The sequence below is a fragment of the Amylolactobacillus amylotrophicus DSM 20534 genome, assembly GCF_001434555.1.
In the GTDB taxonomy this organism is placed as follows: Bacteria; Bacillota; Bacilli; order Lactobacillales; family Lactobacillaceae; genus Amylolactobacillus; species Amylolactobacillus amylophilus.
The window spans coordinates 230,137-245,513 of the sequence record NZ_AZCV01000002.1 but is presented as its reverse complement, the minus strand read 5'-3'; the positions used below and the strand labels follow the sequence as shown (position 1 = coordinate 245,513).

The window sequence follows — 15,377 nt, the reverse complement described above, 5'->3', positions numbered from 1 at the left end:
AGGTATGGATACTGAGACTGATTCAAAAGAGTATCATATGATTTGGGAAAATAATTATCGTGCCTATGGTTATCCACGAATAACGATGGTGCTTCGCAAGTCAGGCATCTGTGTTGGGTCAAAACGAATTTTACGATTAATGAGGGAAATGGAGATTCACTCTTTAATGAATCGGCGATTTAAAAAACCTGGCACTCATGTGGATCATTCACAACGCCCCAATTTAATCAAGCACCAGCCCAATGCAAGGATATGGCGTGCTGACATTACTTATTTGGAATTACGTCCAGGAACCTGGGTTTATCTCAGTTCTATTTACGAACCAAAGGTTCATCAAGTTCTTGCTTTCAAGATTGGTCGTCAGATGGAGGCGACGTTAGTTGTAGAAACGATTAATCAGGCGCTTGAATGTCATCAAAAGCCACAATATTTTCACTCTGACATGGGTTCACAGTACACCAGCAACGAAGTTGAAACTTTACTTGAACGGCATCAGATTAGCCACTCATACTCAAAACAAGGTTATCCTTATGATAATGGGCCAATTGAAGCTTTTCACTCATTGTTGAAGAGAGAGTTTGCCTTTCAAACAACTTTTTCCAATTTTGAGGACTTGGTAATCCGAACCTCAAATTAGATCAGTTGGTTTAATTCCGACAGAATTAGAACGAGTGTTTAGAAAAAGATGTGCCATTTATTGACATAGGAGCAGAGAAATGATTCTAGATATGCACCAGGACTTGACACAACAAAAATGGTAGTTATCTCTGAGTCTGGATATGTTAATTATAAAAAAACCAAAGGTCAACGCAAAAGAGGTAAGCTTTATTCTCAAAAATAAAGCTATGATTATTAATAAAGTAAATGGGTTTGCTGATGAGTACTATACCTCAATTGTTGGAAGTGGTAAGTTACCTCCGAAGTTTAAATTTACCACGCTCAAATATTTTCATGATGAGCTAGGAATAACTGAAGAGATATCCAAAAGAGATAAAATAAAGCGTCTTCAGCGGTTAAAGCAACGTAATCAGGACTCGGATAGATAAAAGTTAGAGGACTGTCGTCTAATCTGGGTGTGGCTGAATAGACAAAATATTTATTTGATCTTGATTTCAAGATTACACTATAAAAGTAGCGGTTTTTAGCTGCTTTTTTATTTTTGATTTTAATGTATAATCAGGGTTGTACAAACGGCAAGGGGATTAAAAATGCAAATTGGGTATGCAAGAGTTAGTTCGACTGATCAAAACCTAGATCGACAATTGAAACAATTTGAAGGTTTAGGAATAAAGAAGATTTTTGCAGAGAAGATATCAGGTAAAGATCGTAGCAGACCTAAGTTACGTGAAATGTTGCAGTATATTCACGATGATGACGAAGTTGTTGTTACTAGTCTAGATAGACTTGGGAGAAATTCCCAGGATTTAACTACTATAATTGAAGAAATTAGATCAAAAGGTGCCGTAATTAATATCCTTGATCTTCCAACCTTTGATGGTGTTCAGGATAAGAACTTAAAAGCGCTACTTTCAAACTTAGTCATGGAAATATATAAATATACAGCTGAAGAAGAGCGAAAAAAAATAAAATCACGGCAACGTGAGGGAATTGACCTATCCAAGGCTAGGGGAGTCTATCAAGGTAGTAACACACTTTATTCTGCAACAAGTAAAAATCCAAAGTATCGAGTATTATATGAAAAAGTAGTTAGCTTATTGAAAAAAAATACTCCAATTGTCGAAATATATCGACAAACTGGAGTTTCCAGAATGACTATCTATAAAATTAAAAGAGAGATGAATGTTTGAAAGGCATTGTTTGACATTTTCAAGGTTTGATACGCTATAATTTACTTGCGACAAAGTAAGAAAATCTAGTAATAAGACACAATAGCCACTTTCCATGCCGGGAAAGTGGCTATTTTTTTTCGCCTATATGCGACGGGTTAGGCGTGTGGGTTAGTGGCAACTTGCTGGTTACCGCCGGTCATCTAACCAGTGATCGACCAGTACGACTACCAGTCCCACAAAAAATAGAAGAGATCAATCATATGGACTGCGACCGACAAGAGTTGTTGTCAGTCCAGCTTGAATGTTTGTTTTAAAAGTGTTTTGGCGTACTATTTTTGTGTATAAATCTGTGCTATGTCTAGTTATAGGCAGAGTCCTCCAATAATTCAAATTAAAATCTGTTGGTGAGAAATCATATTAAACTTAATTTGTGTAATTTCAGGGAGGACAATCGGATGAGCTTCACCGAAATATTATTGGATTAATTTGTACATAATACGATTATGCTATTTGAACTATGATAATGCAATGATAAAATTAATGAAAACTAAAAATACTTTTTTGTCGCCTTGTGGAACTAACAGAACAAAAATATAGCCACTTCCCAAACTCGGGAGGTGGCTATATTAGTCATCTAGAATAATTCTTTTATCTAATCTGATTTTATAAGTGGTAGAAGAAGAGCTCACGACCTGCCGCTAAATCACCCTTCGACTTCAACACACGTAACTTAATTGCCTTGGTCCTTGTTCCATTTAGTGGCACAACCTTAGCCTTTTCGTCATCACTGAATGTGATTGGGGCACCGAAAGTGGACCAGTTCTGGCCATCTGTACTAAAGCTGAGTGCAATCTCTTCCAGTTCACCAAGCTGCGTTACCGTTCTTGGTACATATTCTAAGTGATCTAGTTGATATTGTTGGTCAAACTCGAATGTGAGCTCGGTAAATTGGCCATTATCTGGGTCTGCTAGCGCCGTCTCTGGATCGGTTGACCACTCGGTTGTTAGGTTCTGATCGACCAAGTATTTAATCTCTCGTTCTGGTTGATCGAAGACATTGCTAGATGCCTTGATACCCTTAATTACGTTGGTTAGCGGATCGGCACTCGTCTTCCCCTTGATTTGTTCCGACCATTCTGAGACCTTGTTCAATCGCTTGCTGCGAATCTTGAAGCTGTACACCGTGTCGAAATCTAGTTCCGTTACGGTAAAGTCACTACCTTTAATGTTCACGTGGCGTTGACCGTTAACTAAAATTTCGAATGAATCGATTTGCTCAGGTTGTTGCCAGACTAAGTGCAGTGATGTTGGTCCCGTTTGTGCTAAGTCAACCGCAAAGTTGCGCGGAACACGCATGGCCGAATCGATAATCTGGGCGGAGCTTGTCTTCGCACCGTAGGTGAGATTCTTGACGTCTACCGACAGGGCGTATTTCGTGATATCGAGTGGTGGTAGCTTGATTTGTAGCGCGTGTTGTTGCTTAACTTTGCTGCTGAAAAGGTCGAAGTATTCAGATGGACTAAACTCAGCACAGTACATGTAGCCCATCTCTGCCTGGTCAAATGAAAGGCGGTTGTCTACCTCCGGTAAATCAATCTCTTGTCCGTTTAATGTGACAGTTACTTCACCTGGATGTCTGTCACAGAGGATATTCAACAGCGTACTTTGTTCCTTGGCGAAACCATCATAACTACCAGTGGTTTTGTGGATGTCGATGGTCAGCTCTGTGCCAACGAGTGTGCTTTCTAGCTCGGTTTTAGCTACTGCACCTTCCAGATAATCCGTTGACTTGCCGTCGTCATCGATTAACGTGAAAGTGCTTCGACCAGCAGGGTAGAAGTTGAAAATCCTGTTAGTACGGTCAATTTCGTTTGGATTATTATTGGCGCGCGTAAGCGGAACAATGGCGCCGGCCTTGACGAATAACGGAGTGTGCCAGTGGGCATACACGAGGTTATCCACCGTAGTTCCGCCCATGTACTTCTCGCCTGTGAAGAAATCAACCCACATCTGGTGTGCATCTGGGAGGTAGACATTGTGCCGGAGTGAGTTGCCGGCATTGTTCTGTTCAGCCGTATAGATGGGTGCGACCAGGAAGTTTGGCCCCCACATGTACTGGTACTGGACTAGTTTGGTGTAGTTAATCTTCTCGTGAGGGAATTCGAGGAACATCGCGCGAATCATTGGTTTGCCCGTCAGTGCTTCATGGGCCAGTGAATAGGTGTATGGTAGCATCTGTGATTTCAGCTTGAGGTACGCACGATTGATCTGCGTCGCTTTTTTGCCAAAAGTGAAAGGATTCTTGCTGTTGGTTCCCCAACCATCCATGTTGAGTTGGATAGGGGTGAAGGTCTTCCACTGGTAGTCGCGCACATTGACCTCGGGATTACCGCCGCCATAGATACCATCCATGTCTGAGCCAACGTTTGGCTGACCCGAGAGACTTGTACCGATGTATGTCGGAATCTGGAAGCGGATGTATTCCCACTCGCCACCGATCTGGTCACCGGTCCAAACGGCGCCATAACGCTGCGTGCCAGCCCAGCCATCAACCGTGAGGCTAAAAGGCCGAGTCTGGCCGGCTGTAGCTGTAGTGAAAGCCACCGTGGCATCCTGCAATGCGTTCAGTCCGAAGGAGTAACCGGCACCGACCCAGGCAACATCGGTTTTTAAGGCCGCCAAATTGGCTTGCTTAATCTCGGCGTTAAGATCCCGTTCCCCTTTTTGGGGATTAGCGGGGTCAACTGGATGGAGGTTGCTTTGGGCCCACAACCCGAGTGCTACCCCGTGTTTATTCGCGTAATTTGCGAAAGCCTCCAGGTTATTGAGGTCACCCTTGAACGTGTCGGTCTGGCCATAACCTGCACCATAGCCATCGTTTGGAATGAACCAGCCTAATGGAATGTCATGCTTTTGGTACCTGTCGATGACGGCACGGGCGGAGAACTGATAATTATCGTGCTCGCCGTTGAGTGATTCCTTAATGCCCTTATCGGCAGCCACCTTCTGAGGGAGGTACTCCTCGTATGTTGCGCCATCCTCGAATTCGATGGCGTTCTTCGAATCGGATTGCACCCAGATGTCGCGGTTGTAGGCATTCAAGTGGGCCTCATAGAAGCCAAACTTCGGCAACAAGATGGGTTGACCGGTTAGTTCGTAATAGTGCTTGAGAATCTCGGCGGGGGAATCACCCAGGAGATAGATGTTATCAAAGGTAGGATCTTTATGTGTGATACCCGTCTGGTTCTTCCTATTTGTACCGAAATCGTATAAGCCGGGACGCCAAGTATTGCGCAGTAAACCAAAGCCGCTATTGGACCAGAAGAAGGGGTTCGGTGAGGAGACGCCGCCGTCTGTCCAGACATTCGTGTTAGCCACCTTAATCTTGTGGCCCTTGTGGCTGAAATGCCCGTTCTGCGTGCCACCACCAAAGTAGAATTCGTTCGTATCCTGATGCAACACTTCCGTACTGGTTGTCTGGGTGAGACTGACGGGCAGCACCTGGCGCAGAATAAAGCGACTTTTGGCTTCATCATAGAGGGCCATGACGGCTGGATCCTTCTTGTAGATTAACGTGTAGCGGCCAAAACGAATCCGATAATTCTCGGCAGTATCCAACAGCTCACTCGCTTTGAAGACCTCGGCTGGACCTTCTACTGGCAGCACTGTCATCCTTGCCGTGTGCGCAGGTTCGTCAGGGATGGGATAGTCCTGTAATTCGCCTGTGGTAATCTGTACGCGGAGAATTTGTTCTGAAAGCCACGAAATTCGCAGTTTCTCTCCGGAGAGGAATTCGCCGTCGTAGCTTGTGTCAGACTTTTTCAATCGAATTAATTTCTGAATTGTATTTAATGGTTGTTTGGAGTTGCTTGATAGATTTTCCATAGTAGTTCCATTATAGCTTAAAAGCGGTGTCCTACGCGGTTAAATCTCTAAATCTTCAGTAAATATTAGAGTTATCCGTTATTTATAATTTTGTGGCGCGAAAACGGTTGACTTTAGAGTGGGAACTTCATATACTAACAGAGGTGGTACCAACCAGTTGAAAAGTGAAGTGATAATGATGAATAAACCGCTGTATCAACTTGTAATGCTCGATTTGCAAACTAAGATTAGGGAACAATTTGAGAGTAATGCGAAGCTGCCGTCGGAGCGTACTTTGATGGATCAATATGAGGTTAGTAGAAATACGATTCGCTTAGCACTTGATGACTTAGAGCAGCGTGGACTTATCTACCGCCTTCATGGGAAGGGAACTTTCGTCTCGCCCCGCTTAGTCAACCAGACCGATCTGGGTTCCATGTACAGTTTCACCCAAGAAATGAGGGATGCTGGTCGTAATCCAATCACCTTTAACCTTGCACTAGAGTTAATCCGCCCGGAACAACCGGTGCGTGAGCAACTCAATCTGACTGATGGTGCGGAGGCTTACTGTTTGACGAGATTACGGATGGCGGATAATGAACCCCTCATTTTTGAGGAAACATACCTCCCGATTGAGCATTTCCCTGACCTAACGATGCAGATGATTTCGGGTACGCCGCTCTACGTGGTGATGAAAGAATCTTTTCACGAGACCGTTGTGATGGCCTTTGAGGACATTGAAGCTGGAGCAGTTACCACAAGGGAAGCGCAGGCGCTGGAGATTGCAGAGCATGATCCGTGTCTGACCATTTACCGCCGTTCCATTAACGACCATAATGTACCAATCGAGTTTACTAAGTCCGTCGCACGGGGCGATCACTTTGTTTACCGCACAAAACAGAGTAATCGTCGGGTGTTGACTGGCGAGAATAAATAGACGTGAGGGACATATATGTTTAGTAAATCTGATGCAGAATTAACTAAGATGGGCGCTGTGATTACGACCCGTGAGATTCAGCAACAACCTGAGTTGTGGCACGAAACTTGGTCCATCTACCAAGTGTCAATCACGTGCGCCCCAGACGGCCACTTAGCGCAAAAGGCGGAGAACGAAGTAAATAATCTGTTGTTGTTGATGCCTGCGCGCGTTCAAACGACAAGGGCTTTGCTATGACGGGTAGCTTCTCCTGCATGAGCCTCATGTCGTTGCTCGTCTTTGACACAGCTGGTGATAGCTCAAAGAAAGAGTACGTCGATACTATTGCACGGCTCGGCGAGAGCGTAATCAAGAGAGAGGACACGATCGCTCAACTGCTTGATGTAGATTTCAACCGTATCGCTTACTTAGGCTCGGGTACCCTTGGTGGCTTGACCCAAGAGGCCGCGCTGAAAATTCTGGAGCTGACGGCTGGGCAGGTTGCAACAATCTTTGATACGTCGATGGGCTTCAGGCATGGTCCTAAGTCATTCTTGGATGGCAAAACAGTGGTCTTCGACTTCGTCAGCAACGAGCAATATACACGCCAATATGACGTGGATATTATGGAGGAGATCAAGGCTGATGAGATTGTGCCCGTAGTGGTCTCGGTGGGGATGCCACAGGCCAATAATTTCAGTGGCACACAGTTTAATTTTGACGTGGCGGACCTCCCAGACGGGTACTTGGCGCTAGCAGACGTCATGGTCGCCCAGACGGTGTCGCTACTGACATCCATTAAGGTTAGCAACACGCCAGATACCCCATCGGCGAGTGGCACAGTGAACCGGGTGGTTAAGGGTGTCACAATTCATCCATTTAACTAGTTTAGTGTAGTAATATTAAGTGCAAGTAATAATTTTTAGATTCCTGAGGAGGAAGTAATAGTGAGTTACTATATTCATGCAGATAAGTTCTTTTTAAAAAACATTACGGAAATCGGTGGCTACCTTGAAGTGACTGACGATGGTAAGTTTGGTGTTTACTACCATGAGGACAACAAGCCGGCAGGCAAGATTGTGGAGCAGCCGGGCAAGTGGATTGCCCCTGGTTACGTTGATACACATATTCACGGACTTTTGGGCCATGATGTGATGGATTTGGACTGGGAAGGAATCGAAGCAATGTCTGAAGGCTTGTTGAAGGCTGGTGTGACGTCATGGTTACCAACAACTTTGACGGCAAGCTTCGATGACTTAAATGAGGTCTGCAAGATTATTGGTGCACACTATACCGAGGCCAAGGGTGCTAAGATTCGCGGAATCCACTTTGAGGGACCATTCTACACAGAGAAGCACAAGGGTGCCCAGAATCCGAAGTACTTCAGCAATCCTGATATCGTTAAATACGAGAAATGGCAGGAATCTGCTCACGGAATGCTGAAGAAGATTTCAATTGCTGCAGAACGTGAAGGTGCTGCTGAATTTACTAGAAAGGCCGTTGCAGACGGTGCAGTAGTTGCCTTGGGTCATTCGGATGCAACTTATGAACAGGCCCGTGCATGTATCGAAGCCGGTGCAAGCATGTTCACACACACATTCAACGGAATGAGCCCAATGAGCCACCACGCCCCTGGGATGGCAGGCGCCGCAATGGCTACTCGTCTGATGGATGATGAGTTGATTACTGATGGGCACCACGTCCAAGAACCAGTAGTGCGTGCGCTTGTGAACGCCAAGGGTCCGGAACATATTGCATTGATCACCGATTGCATGAAGGCCGGTATGATGCCAGATGGAGATTATACCCTCGGTGAATTCCCCGTTTATGTCAAAGACGGGATGGCAAGACTTAAGGATGGCGATAACTTGGCTGGTTCAATCCTGCAGATGAAGGATGGTGTCAAGAATATTGTTGATTGGAATGTTGTTACACCTGAGGATGCTGTGATGATGGCATCTTATGTTCCGGCTAAGAGCGCGAAGATTGACGACGTTTGTGGTTATATTGCACCGGATAAAGATGCAGACTTCATCGTCTTAAACCCAGACATGACCGTTGCTGCAACCTATATTGATGGTGACAAGAAGTACGAAGCTTAATTAGAGTAACTTAGTTTAAACGTTAAACAGCAATCACTGTATTGAAGTGATTGCTGTTTTTGTCTGATATATTTAAATAAAAAGTTTGGCTAACTGGCTAAAGCCGGGATAATTATGTATAACTAGTTTTGCGGATAGAACTAAACTTATGCAGGAGGATACCATGGAAAGACTAGTAATCAGAAAGTGGGGTAATAGTCGTGGGTTACGTCTACCCAAGAATCTTAGCAACTTCTTGCATGTAGATGTGGGTGATGAGGTAAGTGTCTCACCTAGAGAAGTGCTGGGCCGAAGGCAATTGATTGTGGAACCCGCAAATTCGGTCGAAGAATTTACAATCGAAGAGCTTTTTGCTGACTATCGTGTGGACCGAAATGAGCATGTTACATTGCGGGATTTGGGGCAGCCACAAGGTAATGAAGAATGGTAAAAGTACCAAAACAAGGGGATATTTTACTGTTAGATACGGCACCACGTTTTGGACACAAGCAGGTTGGACGACGTCCTTACTTAGTTCTTAGCCACGACTTGATTGCACAGACTAGCAATGTAGTAATTGTTGCACCAATTACTACAACGAGACGATCCTATCCACTCTATCTTGACTTGTCCAGTCTTGGCACTGATGAGCTGCAAACAAGAGGAAAAATCATTCTGGATCAACTGACCACCATCGACTATGAGGTGCGTGAGACGCAGTACTTGGAATCACTGCCGCGTGGTGCTTTACGAATGGTGATTGCTAAAGCTAGAACAATTTTCCAATTGGTTTAGTTACTGAAATATTTTTCAATTCATCGTAAATAAAAGCCCGATTCTCAGTTGAATCGGGCTTTTTCATTTACTTAGGAAAGCGGCTTACTTTGTTGCTTTATATAACTTTTCTATCTGGTCAATAACAGGTTCTGTCATGGCATCGAAGCCGTATAATACAGCGCCTGCATCAACCACAGGTACTTTTGGTGCAAAGTTGAGCTTTGTGTTGGCCACCGTTAAATAGCCAGCGTAGTTGCTGAGCAAATCAGGTGTAATCTCTGATGTTTTAAATGCATCAACAGTCACCGCAAATCCGCGCTTGGCCATTGCTGTCTCAACTGCATCCTTGATTTGGTGGGATGCATTCTCACCAGCGCCGCAGGCTGCAGCAAATTTAATTTCCTTACTCATTGAAAATTCCCCCGAATTTTAATCATCTAACGAACTAGTTCTTTTCAACATAAATTTTATTATTATGCTTAACCAATTTAAACCTATTGGAAGCGGTTGTCAATATAACTGAGAGTGCGATTCCTGGCGGGTTACACCTGAGCAACAACTAGATTACCAGAAAGTCACTGGGTGACTTGAATGGTGATAAGTTGTGCGGAGGGTGTTGCAAGGAAGAGCACGTTTAAAAAGAATGCATTACTTTGCGGGTAACGCCCGAACAGCAAAGAAGTTGCCAGAAAGTCGAATAGATTTGAATGGTAACAAGTTGCGTGCAGGGTGTTGCATTCATGAAGGTTACCACAATAAAAGAGCCATCCAGCTTTGCTGAATGACCCCTCTAGCTTGACTAATAAACTATTACTCGTCTTCGTCATCATCGTCAGCTTGAGCAGCCAGCAGATCATTGATCTTGACGATACTATCCTTAGTTGTTGCGATGTAGTCAGGTTCGTTACCAACTAATGTACTGTTAACGAATTCGATTACCATTGGAAGATTCATGCCAGCGTACAATTGAATGTCACGACCGAGCATGATCTGTTTCGAGATTGTATTGGCAGGTGTTCCACCAAGTAAGTCTGAGAAGACCACGTAGTCATCAAAATCTTGTACTAAGTCATCAAACTTCTTGAGGAAATCTTCCTGACCCTCGGCTGGTAGGAGAGGAACAGCGTGAATATGTTCTTGTGGACCCATAATCATCTCCGCACTCTTCTTTAATTCAACACATAAGTTTCCGTGACTAATCAATACTAATTCTGTCATTTTAATTTCTGTCCTTTAATTAATTACATTTTTGAAACGATACCGGCTGCGGAAAGGGCAACGACAACAATTAACACAATAAAGATTGCCTTAGTAGATGTCATGCCTTTCTTACCTAATAGCCAGTATACGCCACCAACAACTAATGCTGGTAGCAGACGAGGCAAGATCATATCCAAGTTGTTCTGGATATCCATTGTTACACCGCCGATTTTTGGTACGATAGCGAATTTAATGTTAACCATCGTTGCTACAAGTGCACCAACCATGAAGACACCCATGATGGTTGCAGCATCAGTCAAAGCATTCAGCTTATCCTGCATGGTAGTAACCAGGTTGACACCTTCCTTATAGGCAAACTTCAATTGGACCCAACGGAAGACCATTACGGCAATTTGAGCTGCAATCCAGATGAAGATACCGGTAGGATTTCCTTGAGCAGCCATTGATGCTGCTAAGGCACCGAAGATAGTTGGAACGAGTGAGCCGAAGATTGAGTCACCGATGGCAGCAAATGGTCCCATCAGACCAACTTTCAAACCTGAGACTGTTTCCTTACCCTCAATTCCTTGGCTCTCTTCGACTGCCAAGTCAATCCCGGTGATAATCGTATTGAAGAAGTTTGAAGTGTTGAAGAATTGTGTATGAATCTTCATCATTTCACTTAATTCAGGTGTGTCATCACTGTAAATCTTCCGCAATTGTGGCAGGATGTGGTACAGGTAACCTGATCCTTGCATCCGTTCGTAGTTCCAACCTAGTTGGAAGCCGAACAAACTTCTCATGTTAACTTGACGGAAGTCTTTATCAGTTAATTTGTAGTTAGATTTCGTCATCTTCAATTTCCCCCTCATCATTGTCATTTGAGCCGTTTGCACGTGGTGCGTTACCAATCTTCTGACCTGTCTGATAAGAAACTGCGGCGAAACCAAAACCGATTAGGGCAATTGCAAGCATTGGTAAACCATTAATAACACCGGTGAATCCCTTAATCTGACCAGTAGCCATTTGGATGTAGCCAAAGATGGTCGTGAATAACGTGGTGAATGTGAAACCGAGAATTAAGTAAGCAAAGTGTTTCTTAACTGGTAAGTAGCGTAACAGAATGGCGAAACCAACGGCTGGCAATACGGCACCAGCAACGGTTAAACCATCACCCAACCATTTGAGTGGTCCATTCAGGTAATTAACGATTTGTTTAACTAAGCCGGAGCCAAAGGCTAGGGCCAAGCCAACAGGAATCATTCTTGAGAATGACCATGGGATAATACCCATTAAGAAGTTTCTTTCAATTCCCTTGTAGTCATTTGCTTTAACTTTGGCATCGATTCTGTGTGCAAAGTATGTGTTAGCAAAACGACCGAGAACATCCAAACTAACCATCAATGCGGCAACCGGTACGGCCACCGTTGCGATTGCTTGTTGTGGATCCATCTTTAGACCAACAGCGAGCGCTGTAGCTAGGACAGTACCTGAGTTGGCATCGATCTTTGATGCACCACCGAAGGTACCAACACCCAGAACCATCAATTGCATTGAACCACCGATGATTAATCCGTTCTTGACGTCGCCCATGATGATGCCAGCAACGAAGCCGGCAGCAACAGGAGCAGAAAGTGATGAATAGATTTGCAATTCATCAATAATTTGATAGCCTGCGTATAACGTAAGTAAAAGTATCTGCCACCATAAAATCATTTATAGTTCCCCCTATTTATTATTTAAGCATCTTCATTAAGTCGTTGGTGTTGTCACTTGGAACCATTTGTGCAGTTAATTTAATCCCCTTAGCGTTTAAAGCTTCGAATGCTTTGACATCGTCATCGGTCACATTAATTGAATGTGAAATGGAACGAGTCTCATCAGATTGAGACATATTCCCGACGTTGATAGTGTCAAACGGTACGCCGTCTTCTGCCATATCTAGGAAGGTTTGTGGGCGCCGTGCAACGATGAATAAACGTTGTGAGTCGTATTTCCCCGCCAAAATGTTGTTTACAGCCTTTTCGACTGGTAAGACACTCAACTTGACACCCGCTGGTGTAGAAAGTTTAAGACCACTTTTTTCGATATCGTTGTTTACGATATCATTGTCAACAACCATAATTCTTGAAATGTTCAACTTGGTTGTCCATAAGTTTGCCACTTGACCGTGGACTAAACGGCCATCGACACGAACTGCGATAATACTCATATCTATTTCCTCCCAATGAAATAATAGTATGAAACCCGAATTTCGAGCTGACTGATTCACGAATACCGCGGATTCACTTATTATAGTAATATGTTTTTCGGAAATTGAAACCGCTTTTATGATATATTTTTACCCGTAAAAAACTCAATTCATCAAAATTTAGCAAAGAAAAAGCCCTGACAAACCGCCATTTGGCTCGTTTGATGGGCTTTGAAGCACTTGATATATTGAATAAATATTTTTTTGGAACTTTTCTCTTATGGTCGGAGGAAAATTAGCTCTTTGGACCAGACCAATTGATATTTTTGGTATATACCTATGCGTCGATTGTAGAATATTTGATCTTGAAGAAGCCCCATTTCTTGTAGGCAATCACGTATTCCGCGACGGCATTGTCCTCGCCTGAGAGGAAGGTCTTCTTCGTCTGCTTGACGACGGGTTGGTTGTTGTCGACGTGCAAGAGGTTCGTTACCTCGGGTAAGGAGGGAGCCACAATTTCGTCCACCTCGGTAAAAGGCTCATCGAAGAGGTGGATGCCGAAGTCTTCAACCAGTCTCTTGTAGATTGAGGTGAAGCGTTCCTTGTCGTTCAGGTCACCCCGCACGAAGCGGGCGGGGATATACGAGTAGTGGAGCATGAACGGAATGTCCGCAACCTCCCTCAATCTGATGAACTCGTAGTAGCTGTCATGTGGCGTGAGTCCCATTTCTTCCAGAATCTCGGAATTGTTCCCCTTAACGATCGAGAGGACCTTGACGTTGTCGTGGTCGTACGAGCCGGTGAAGACCTCGATGTCGGTTAGACGCACGGGTCTTTGCTTCCTGGAACGTGAGACAAATGTGCCTTTTCCCTGATAGCGGACCAGATAGCCCTCTTTGACCAGCTCTTTAATGGACCTGATGACGGTGATCGAGCTGACCTGATACTTCTTCTCTAATTCCGACTCGCTGTAGAAGAGGTCGCCATATTCGAATTTGCCATTCAGTATTTGTTGTTTTAAGTCGTTTTTTATTCTAAGGTACTTTGGAATTACCATGTGTATCGCTCCATTAGTATATTTGGGTGAAAAAATACCCTGACTTATTTATGCCAGGTAGATGTTTCGTAATTGACTAATATTATCGTGGTCCATCCAGAAAATATTCTTAGTATATTCGTTCAAACCACCATAATTATTGTTGATGATGTTCATGGCGTGATTGAGATAGCGTTCATCAACACGCATCAGTGCCTGCACTGCTTGGACGGTATTTTCGTTGCCACCACGATCGCGAACTAATTTAGTCAGGCGATCGTAGTTTTCCTTGGTGGTCACGTTGCTCATGAGATAGTCTTGCTTAATGGTAGAAAAGTCCACGCCGAGAGCATTCAGTAAGAAGACTGCTCCCATGCCCGTACGGTCTTTACCGGCGGTGCAGTGGAATAGCAGGGTCTCTTTTTCCTCTGTATTCTCTAAGAGAAACTGGAAGAAGGTCCGGTAGGCGTGTTGCGCATCACTACTAGTCACAATATCTTCATACGAAAGCATCATATTGTTGAAGCCGAAATTTGGGTCGCTATCGGTCTCCTCCAACAATTCATCAATACTCTTCGAATTATCGGTCAAGTCACTGGAGAAGACGGGATTATAGAGGTATTGCACGCCTTCTGGCACGCGATCGGGTTCCTTCTCCACCTCCTCCTTTGAACGAAAGTCGATATCGTATTTCAGCTGATAGTTCTTAAGGAGGCCAATATCAACGTCATCAAGCTCTGCCAAATGACCGCTACGCAGTATTTTATGCATCTTAATGGTCTTACCATTAGATGTTTGGTAGCCACCAAGCTCACGAAAGTTACGACCGGACTTGATACCGATTAATTTGTTTTCCATTGTCCCGCTCCTATACCTAGCTAATTATTGGCTATTAATAGCCATCACTATATATACTAACTTATCTTATACTATATTATCCACCTCTTGTTGATACTTGTGTAAAATATTTTTAGCTGTGGATTAAGCGGTGCAACTATTAACTATGCTAAAATGAAGTTACGAATGGAGATGATGGATATGACAACAGATTATCAGAATATTTTAGTACCCGTCGATGGCTCTGAAACTGCAGAGAGAGCCTTTGATAAAGCAATCAAAATCGCGATGGCTAATAAAACACACGTTGACGTATTGAACATTATTGATACGCGCCAGTTTATGGGTGACATGCAGGACTCACTCATTGGCGGCGACACGATTTATCAAATGACGCAGGATGCTGAAGCCTACCTGCAGAACCTGGTTGGCTTTGCCCAGGAGAAGTTCGGTTTTGCACAAGTTGATTATCACGTACGTTATGGTAGTCCTAAGCGGGTAATATCTGTAGATTTCATCAAAGATCACCACAATGATTTGATTATCATGGGTGCGACTGGACTAAATGCGGTTGAGAGGGTTCTGATGGGCTCGGTCACCGAATACGTGAACCAGCACGCTCTGAGCGATGTCTTGATTGTGAGAACCGACCTTGATAACAATAAGGTTAAATAGTAATCTTTTA

Annotated in this window: 15 protein-coding genes and 2 pseudogenes; 9 read left to right on the top strand and 8 right to left on the bottom strand. The window is 43.9% G+C overall.

The genetic code is table 11. From position 1 onward, the window contains the following. Window positions 1-37 precede the first annotated feature (37 nt). From FC62_RS04080 to FC62_RS04070, 3 genes and pseudogenes are all read left to right on the top strand, one after another. Window positions 38-637 (top strand): annotated as a pseudogene (locus FC62_RS04080) (IS3-like element IS1163 family transposase); the annotation flags it as partial. 142 nt (window positions 638-779) lie between these two features. Beyond that, complete coding sequence (locus FC62_RS04075) at window positions 780-1,046, top strand: hypothetical protein (protein WP_056945903.1); 267 nt, start codon at window positions 780-782, stop codon at window positions 1,044-1,046. 162 nt (window positions 1,047-1,208) lie between these two features. Beyond that, on the top strand, window positions 1,209-1,808 hold the full coding sequence (locus FC62_RS04070; RefSeq protein WP_056945904.1) for a recombinase family protein: 600 nt from the start codon (window positions 1,209-1,211) through the stop codon (window positions 1,806-1,808). A gap of 645 nt (window positions 1,809-2,453) precedes the next feature. Here FC62_RS04070 and FC62_RS04065 read toward each other — a convergent pair. Continuing rightward, window positions 2,454-5,675: a TIM-barrel domain-containing protein gene (locus FC62_RS04065; RefSeq protein ID WP_056945905.1), complete on the bottom strand. Its 3,222-nt coding sequence runs from the start codon at window positions 5,673-5,675 to the stop codon at window positions 2,454-2,456. Between the two features lie 175 nt (window positions 5,676-5,850). Here FC62_RS04065 and FC62_RS04060 point away from each other — a divergent pair, with 175 nt between their 5' ends. The 5 genes and pseudogenes from FC62_RS04060 to FC62_RS04035 all read left to right on the top strand — a co-directional run bounded on the left by FC62_RS04060 (window position 5,851) and on the right by FC62_RS04035 (window position 9,446). Next, window positions 5,851-6,591, top strand: coding sequence for a GntR family transcriptional regulator (locus FC62_RS04060; RefSeq protein ID WP_236693773.1), 741 nt, complete (start codon window positions 5,851-5,853; stop codon window positions 6,589-6,591). Between the two features lie 15 nt (window positions 6,592-6,606). After that, a pseudogene (locus FC62_RS04050) lies at window positions 6,607-7,457 on the top strand (AgaS family sugar isomerase). A gap of 60 nt (window positions 7,458-7,517) precedes the next feature. Next, the gene (gene nagA / locus FC62_RS04045; protein WP_056945907.1) at window positions 7,518-8,672 is read left to right on the top strand and encodes an N-acetylglucosamine-6-phosphate deacetylase; all 1,155 of its coding nucleotides are present in this window, start codon (window positions 7,518-7,520) and stop codon (window positions 8,670-8,672) included. A gap of 163 nt (window positions 8,673-8,835) precedes the next feature. Beyond that, window positions 8,836-9,102, top strand: a complete 267-nt coding sequence (locus tag FC62_RS04040; protein WP_054746291.1) for an AbrB/MazE/SpoVT family DNA-binding domain-containing protein — start codon at window positions 8,836-8,838, stop codon at window positions 9,100-9,102. Next, window positions 9,096-9,446: a type II toxin-antitoxin system PemK/MazF family toxin gene (locus tag FC62_RS04035; RefSeq protein WP_054746292.1), complete on the top strand. Its 351-nt coding sequence runs from the start codon at window positions 9,096-9,098 to the stop codon at window positions 9,444-9,446. Before FC62_RS04040 ends, FC62_RS04035 begins: the two co-directional genes overlap by 7 nt. 84 nt (window positions 9,447-9,530) lie before the next feature. On the opposite strand, the gene FC62_RS04030 is transcribed toward FC62_RS04035, so the two are convergent. From FC62_RS04030 to FC62_RS04000, 7 genes are all read right to left on the bottom strand, one after another. Further along, window positions 9,531-9,839: a PTS sugar transporter subunit IIB gene (locus tag FC62_RS04030; RefSeq protein WP_054746293.1), complete on the bottom strand. Its 309-nt coding sequence runs from the start codon at window positions 9,837-9,839 to the stop codon at window positions 9,531-9,533. Window positions 9,840-10,238: 399 nt separating this feature from the next. Then, complete coding sequence (locus FC62_RS04025; RefSeq protein ID WP_054746294.1) at window positions 10,239-10,646, bottom strand: PTS sugar transporter subunit IIA; 408 nt, start codon at window positions 10,644-10,646, stop codon at window positions 10,239-10,241. Window positions 10,647-10,669: 23 nt separating this feature from the next. Next, complete coding sequence (locus tag FC62_RS04020) at window positions 10,670-11,482, bottom strand: PTS system mannose/fructose/sorbose family transporter subunit IID (RefSeq protein ID WP_054746295.1); 813 nt, start codon at window positions 11,480-11,482, stop codon at window positions 10,670-10,672. Next, window positions 11,469-12,344: a PTS mannose/fructose/sorbose/N-acetylgalactosamine transporter subunit IIC gene (locus tag FC62_RS04015; RefSeq protein ID WP_054746296.1), complete on the bottom strand. Its 876-nt coding sequence runs from the start codon at window positions 12,342-12,344 to the stop codon at window positions 11,469-11,471. The genes FC62_RS04020 and FC62_RS04015 overlap by 14 nt, the downstream gene beginning before the upstream one ends. A 19-nt stretch (window positions 12,345-12,363) precedes the next feature. Continuing rightward, window positions 12,364-12,840 (bottom strand): PTS sugar transporter subunit IIB, encoded by a 477-nt coding sequence (locus tag FC62_RS04010; protein ID WP_056945908.1) that lies wholly within the window; start codon window positions 12,838-12,840, stop codon window positions 12,364-12,366. A gap of 316 nt (window positions 12,841-13,156) precedes the next feature. Further along, window positions 13,157-13,876 (bottom strand): GntR family transcriptional regulator, encoded by a 720-nt coding sequence (locus FC62_RS04005; RefSeq protein WP_056945909.1) that lies wholly within the window; start codon window positions 13,874-13,876, stop codon window positions 13,157-13,159. 48 nt (window positions 13,877-13,924) lie between these two features. After that, the gene (locus FC62_RS04000; RefSeq protein WP_054746297.1) at window positions 13,925-14,713 is read right to left on the bottom strand and encodes a tyrosine-protein phosphatase; all 789 of its coding nucleotides are present in this window, start codon (window positions 14,711-14,713) and stop codon (window positions 13,925-13,927) included. 180 nt (window positions 14,714-14,893) lie between these two features. Between FC62_RS04000 and FC62_RS03995 the strand changes: the two genes are divergently transcribed. Continuing rightward, the gene (locus FC62_RS03995) at window positions 14,894-15,367 is read left to right on the top strand and encodes a universal stress protein (RefSeq protein ID WP_054746311.1); all 474 of its coding nucleotides are present in this window, start codon (window positions 14,894-14,896) and stop codon (window positions 15,365-15,367) included. Window positions 15,368-15,377 lie beyond the last annotated feature (10 nt).

Bases quoted from the DNA above. Each gene is read 5' to 3' on its own strand.
- FC62_RS04075 (WP_056945903.1), top strand. From the start codon at position 780: ATGTTAATTATAAAAAAACCAAAGGTCAACGCAAAAGAGGTAAGCTTT.
- FC62_RS04070 (WP_056945904.1), top strand. From the start codon at position 1,209: ATGCAAATTGGGTATGCAAGAGTTAGTTCGACTGATCAAAACCTAGAT.
- FC62_RS04065 (WP_056945905.1), bottom strand. From the start codon at position 5,675: ATGGAAAATCTATCAAGCAACTCCAAACAACCATTAAATACAATTCAG.
- FC62_RS04060 (WP_236693773.1), top strand. From the start codon at position 5,851: ATGATGAATAAACCGCTGTATCAACTTGTAATGCTCGATTTGCAAACT.
- FC62_RS04040 (WP_054746291.1), top strand. From the start codon at position 8,836: ATGGAAAGACTAGTAATCAGAAAGTGGGGTAATAGTCGTGGGTTACGT.
- FC62_RS04035 (WP_054746292.1), top strand. From the start codon at position 9,096: ATGGTAAAAGTACCAAAACAAGGGGATATTTTACTGTTAGATACGGCA.
- FC62_RS04030 (WP_054746293.1), bottom strand. From the start codon at position 9,839: ATGAGTAAGGAAATTAAATTTGCTGCAGCCTGCGGCGCTGGTGAGAAT.
- FC62_RS04025 (WP_054746294.1), bottom strand. From the start codon at position 10,646: ATGACAGAATTAGTATTGATTAGTCACGGAAACTTATGTGTTGAATTA.
- FC62_RS04020 (WP_054746295.1), bottom strand. From the start codon at position 11,482: ATGACGAAATCTAACTACAAATTAACTGATAAAGACTTCCGTCAAGTT.
- FC62_RS04015 (WP_054746296.1), bottom strand. From the start codon at position 12,344: ATGATTTTATGGTGGCAGATACTTTTACTTACGTTATACGCAGGCTAT.
- FC62_RS04010 (WP_056945908.1), bottom strand. From the start codon at position 12,840: ATGAGTATTATCGCAGTTCGTGTCGATGGCCGTTTAGTCCACGGTCAA.
- FC62_RS04005 (WP_056945909.1), bottom strand. From the start codon at position 13,876: ATGGTAATTCCAAAGTACCTTAGAATAAAAAACGACTTAAAACAACAA.
- FC62_RS04000 (WP_054746297.1), bottom strand. From the start codon at position 14,713: ATGGAAAACAAATTAATCGGTATCAAGTCCGGTCGTAACTTTCGTGAG.
- FC62_RS03995 (WP_054746311.1), top strand. From the start codon at position 14,894: ATGACAACAGATTATCAGAATATTTTAGTACCCGTCGATGGCTCTGAA.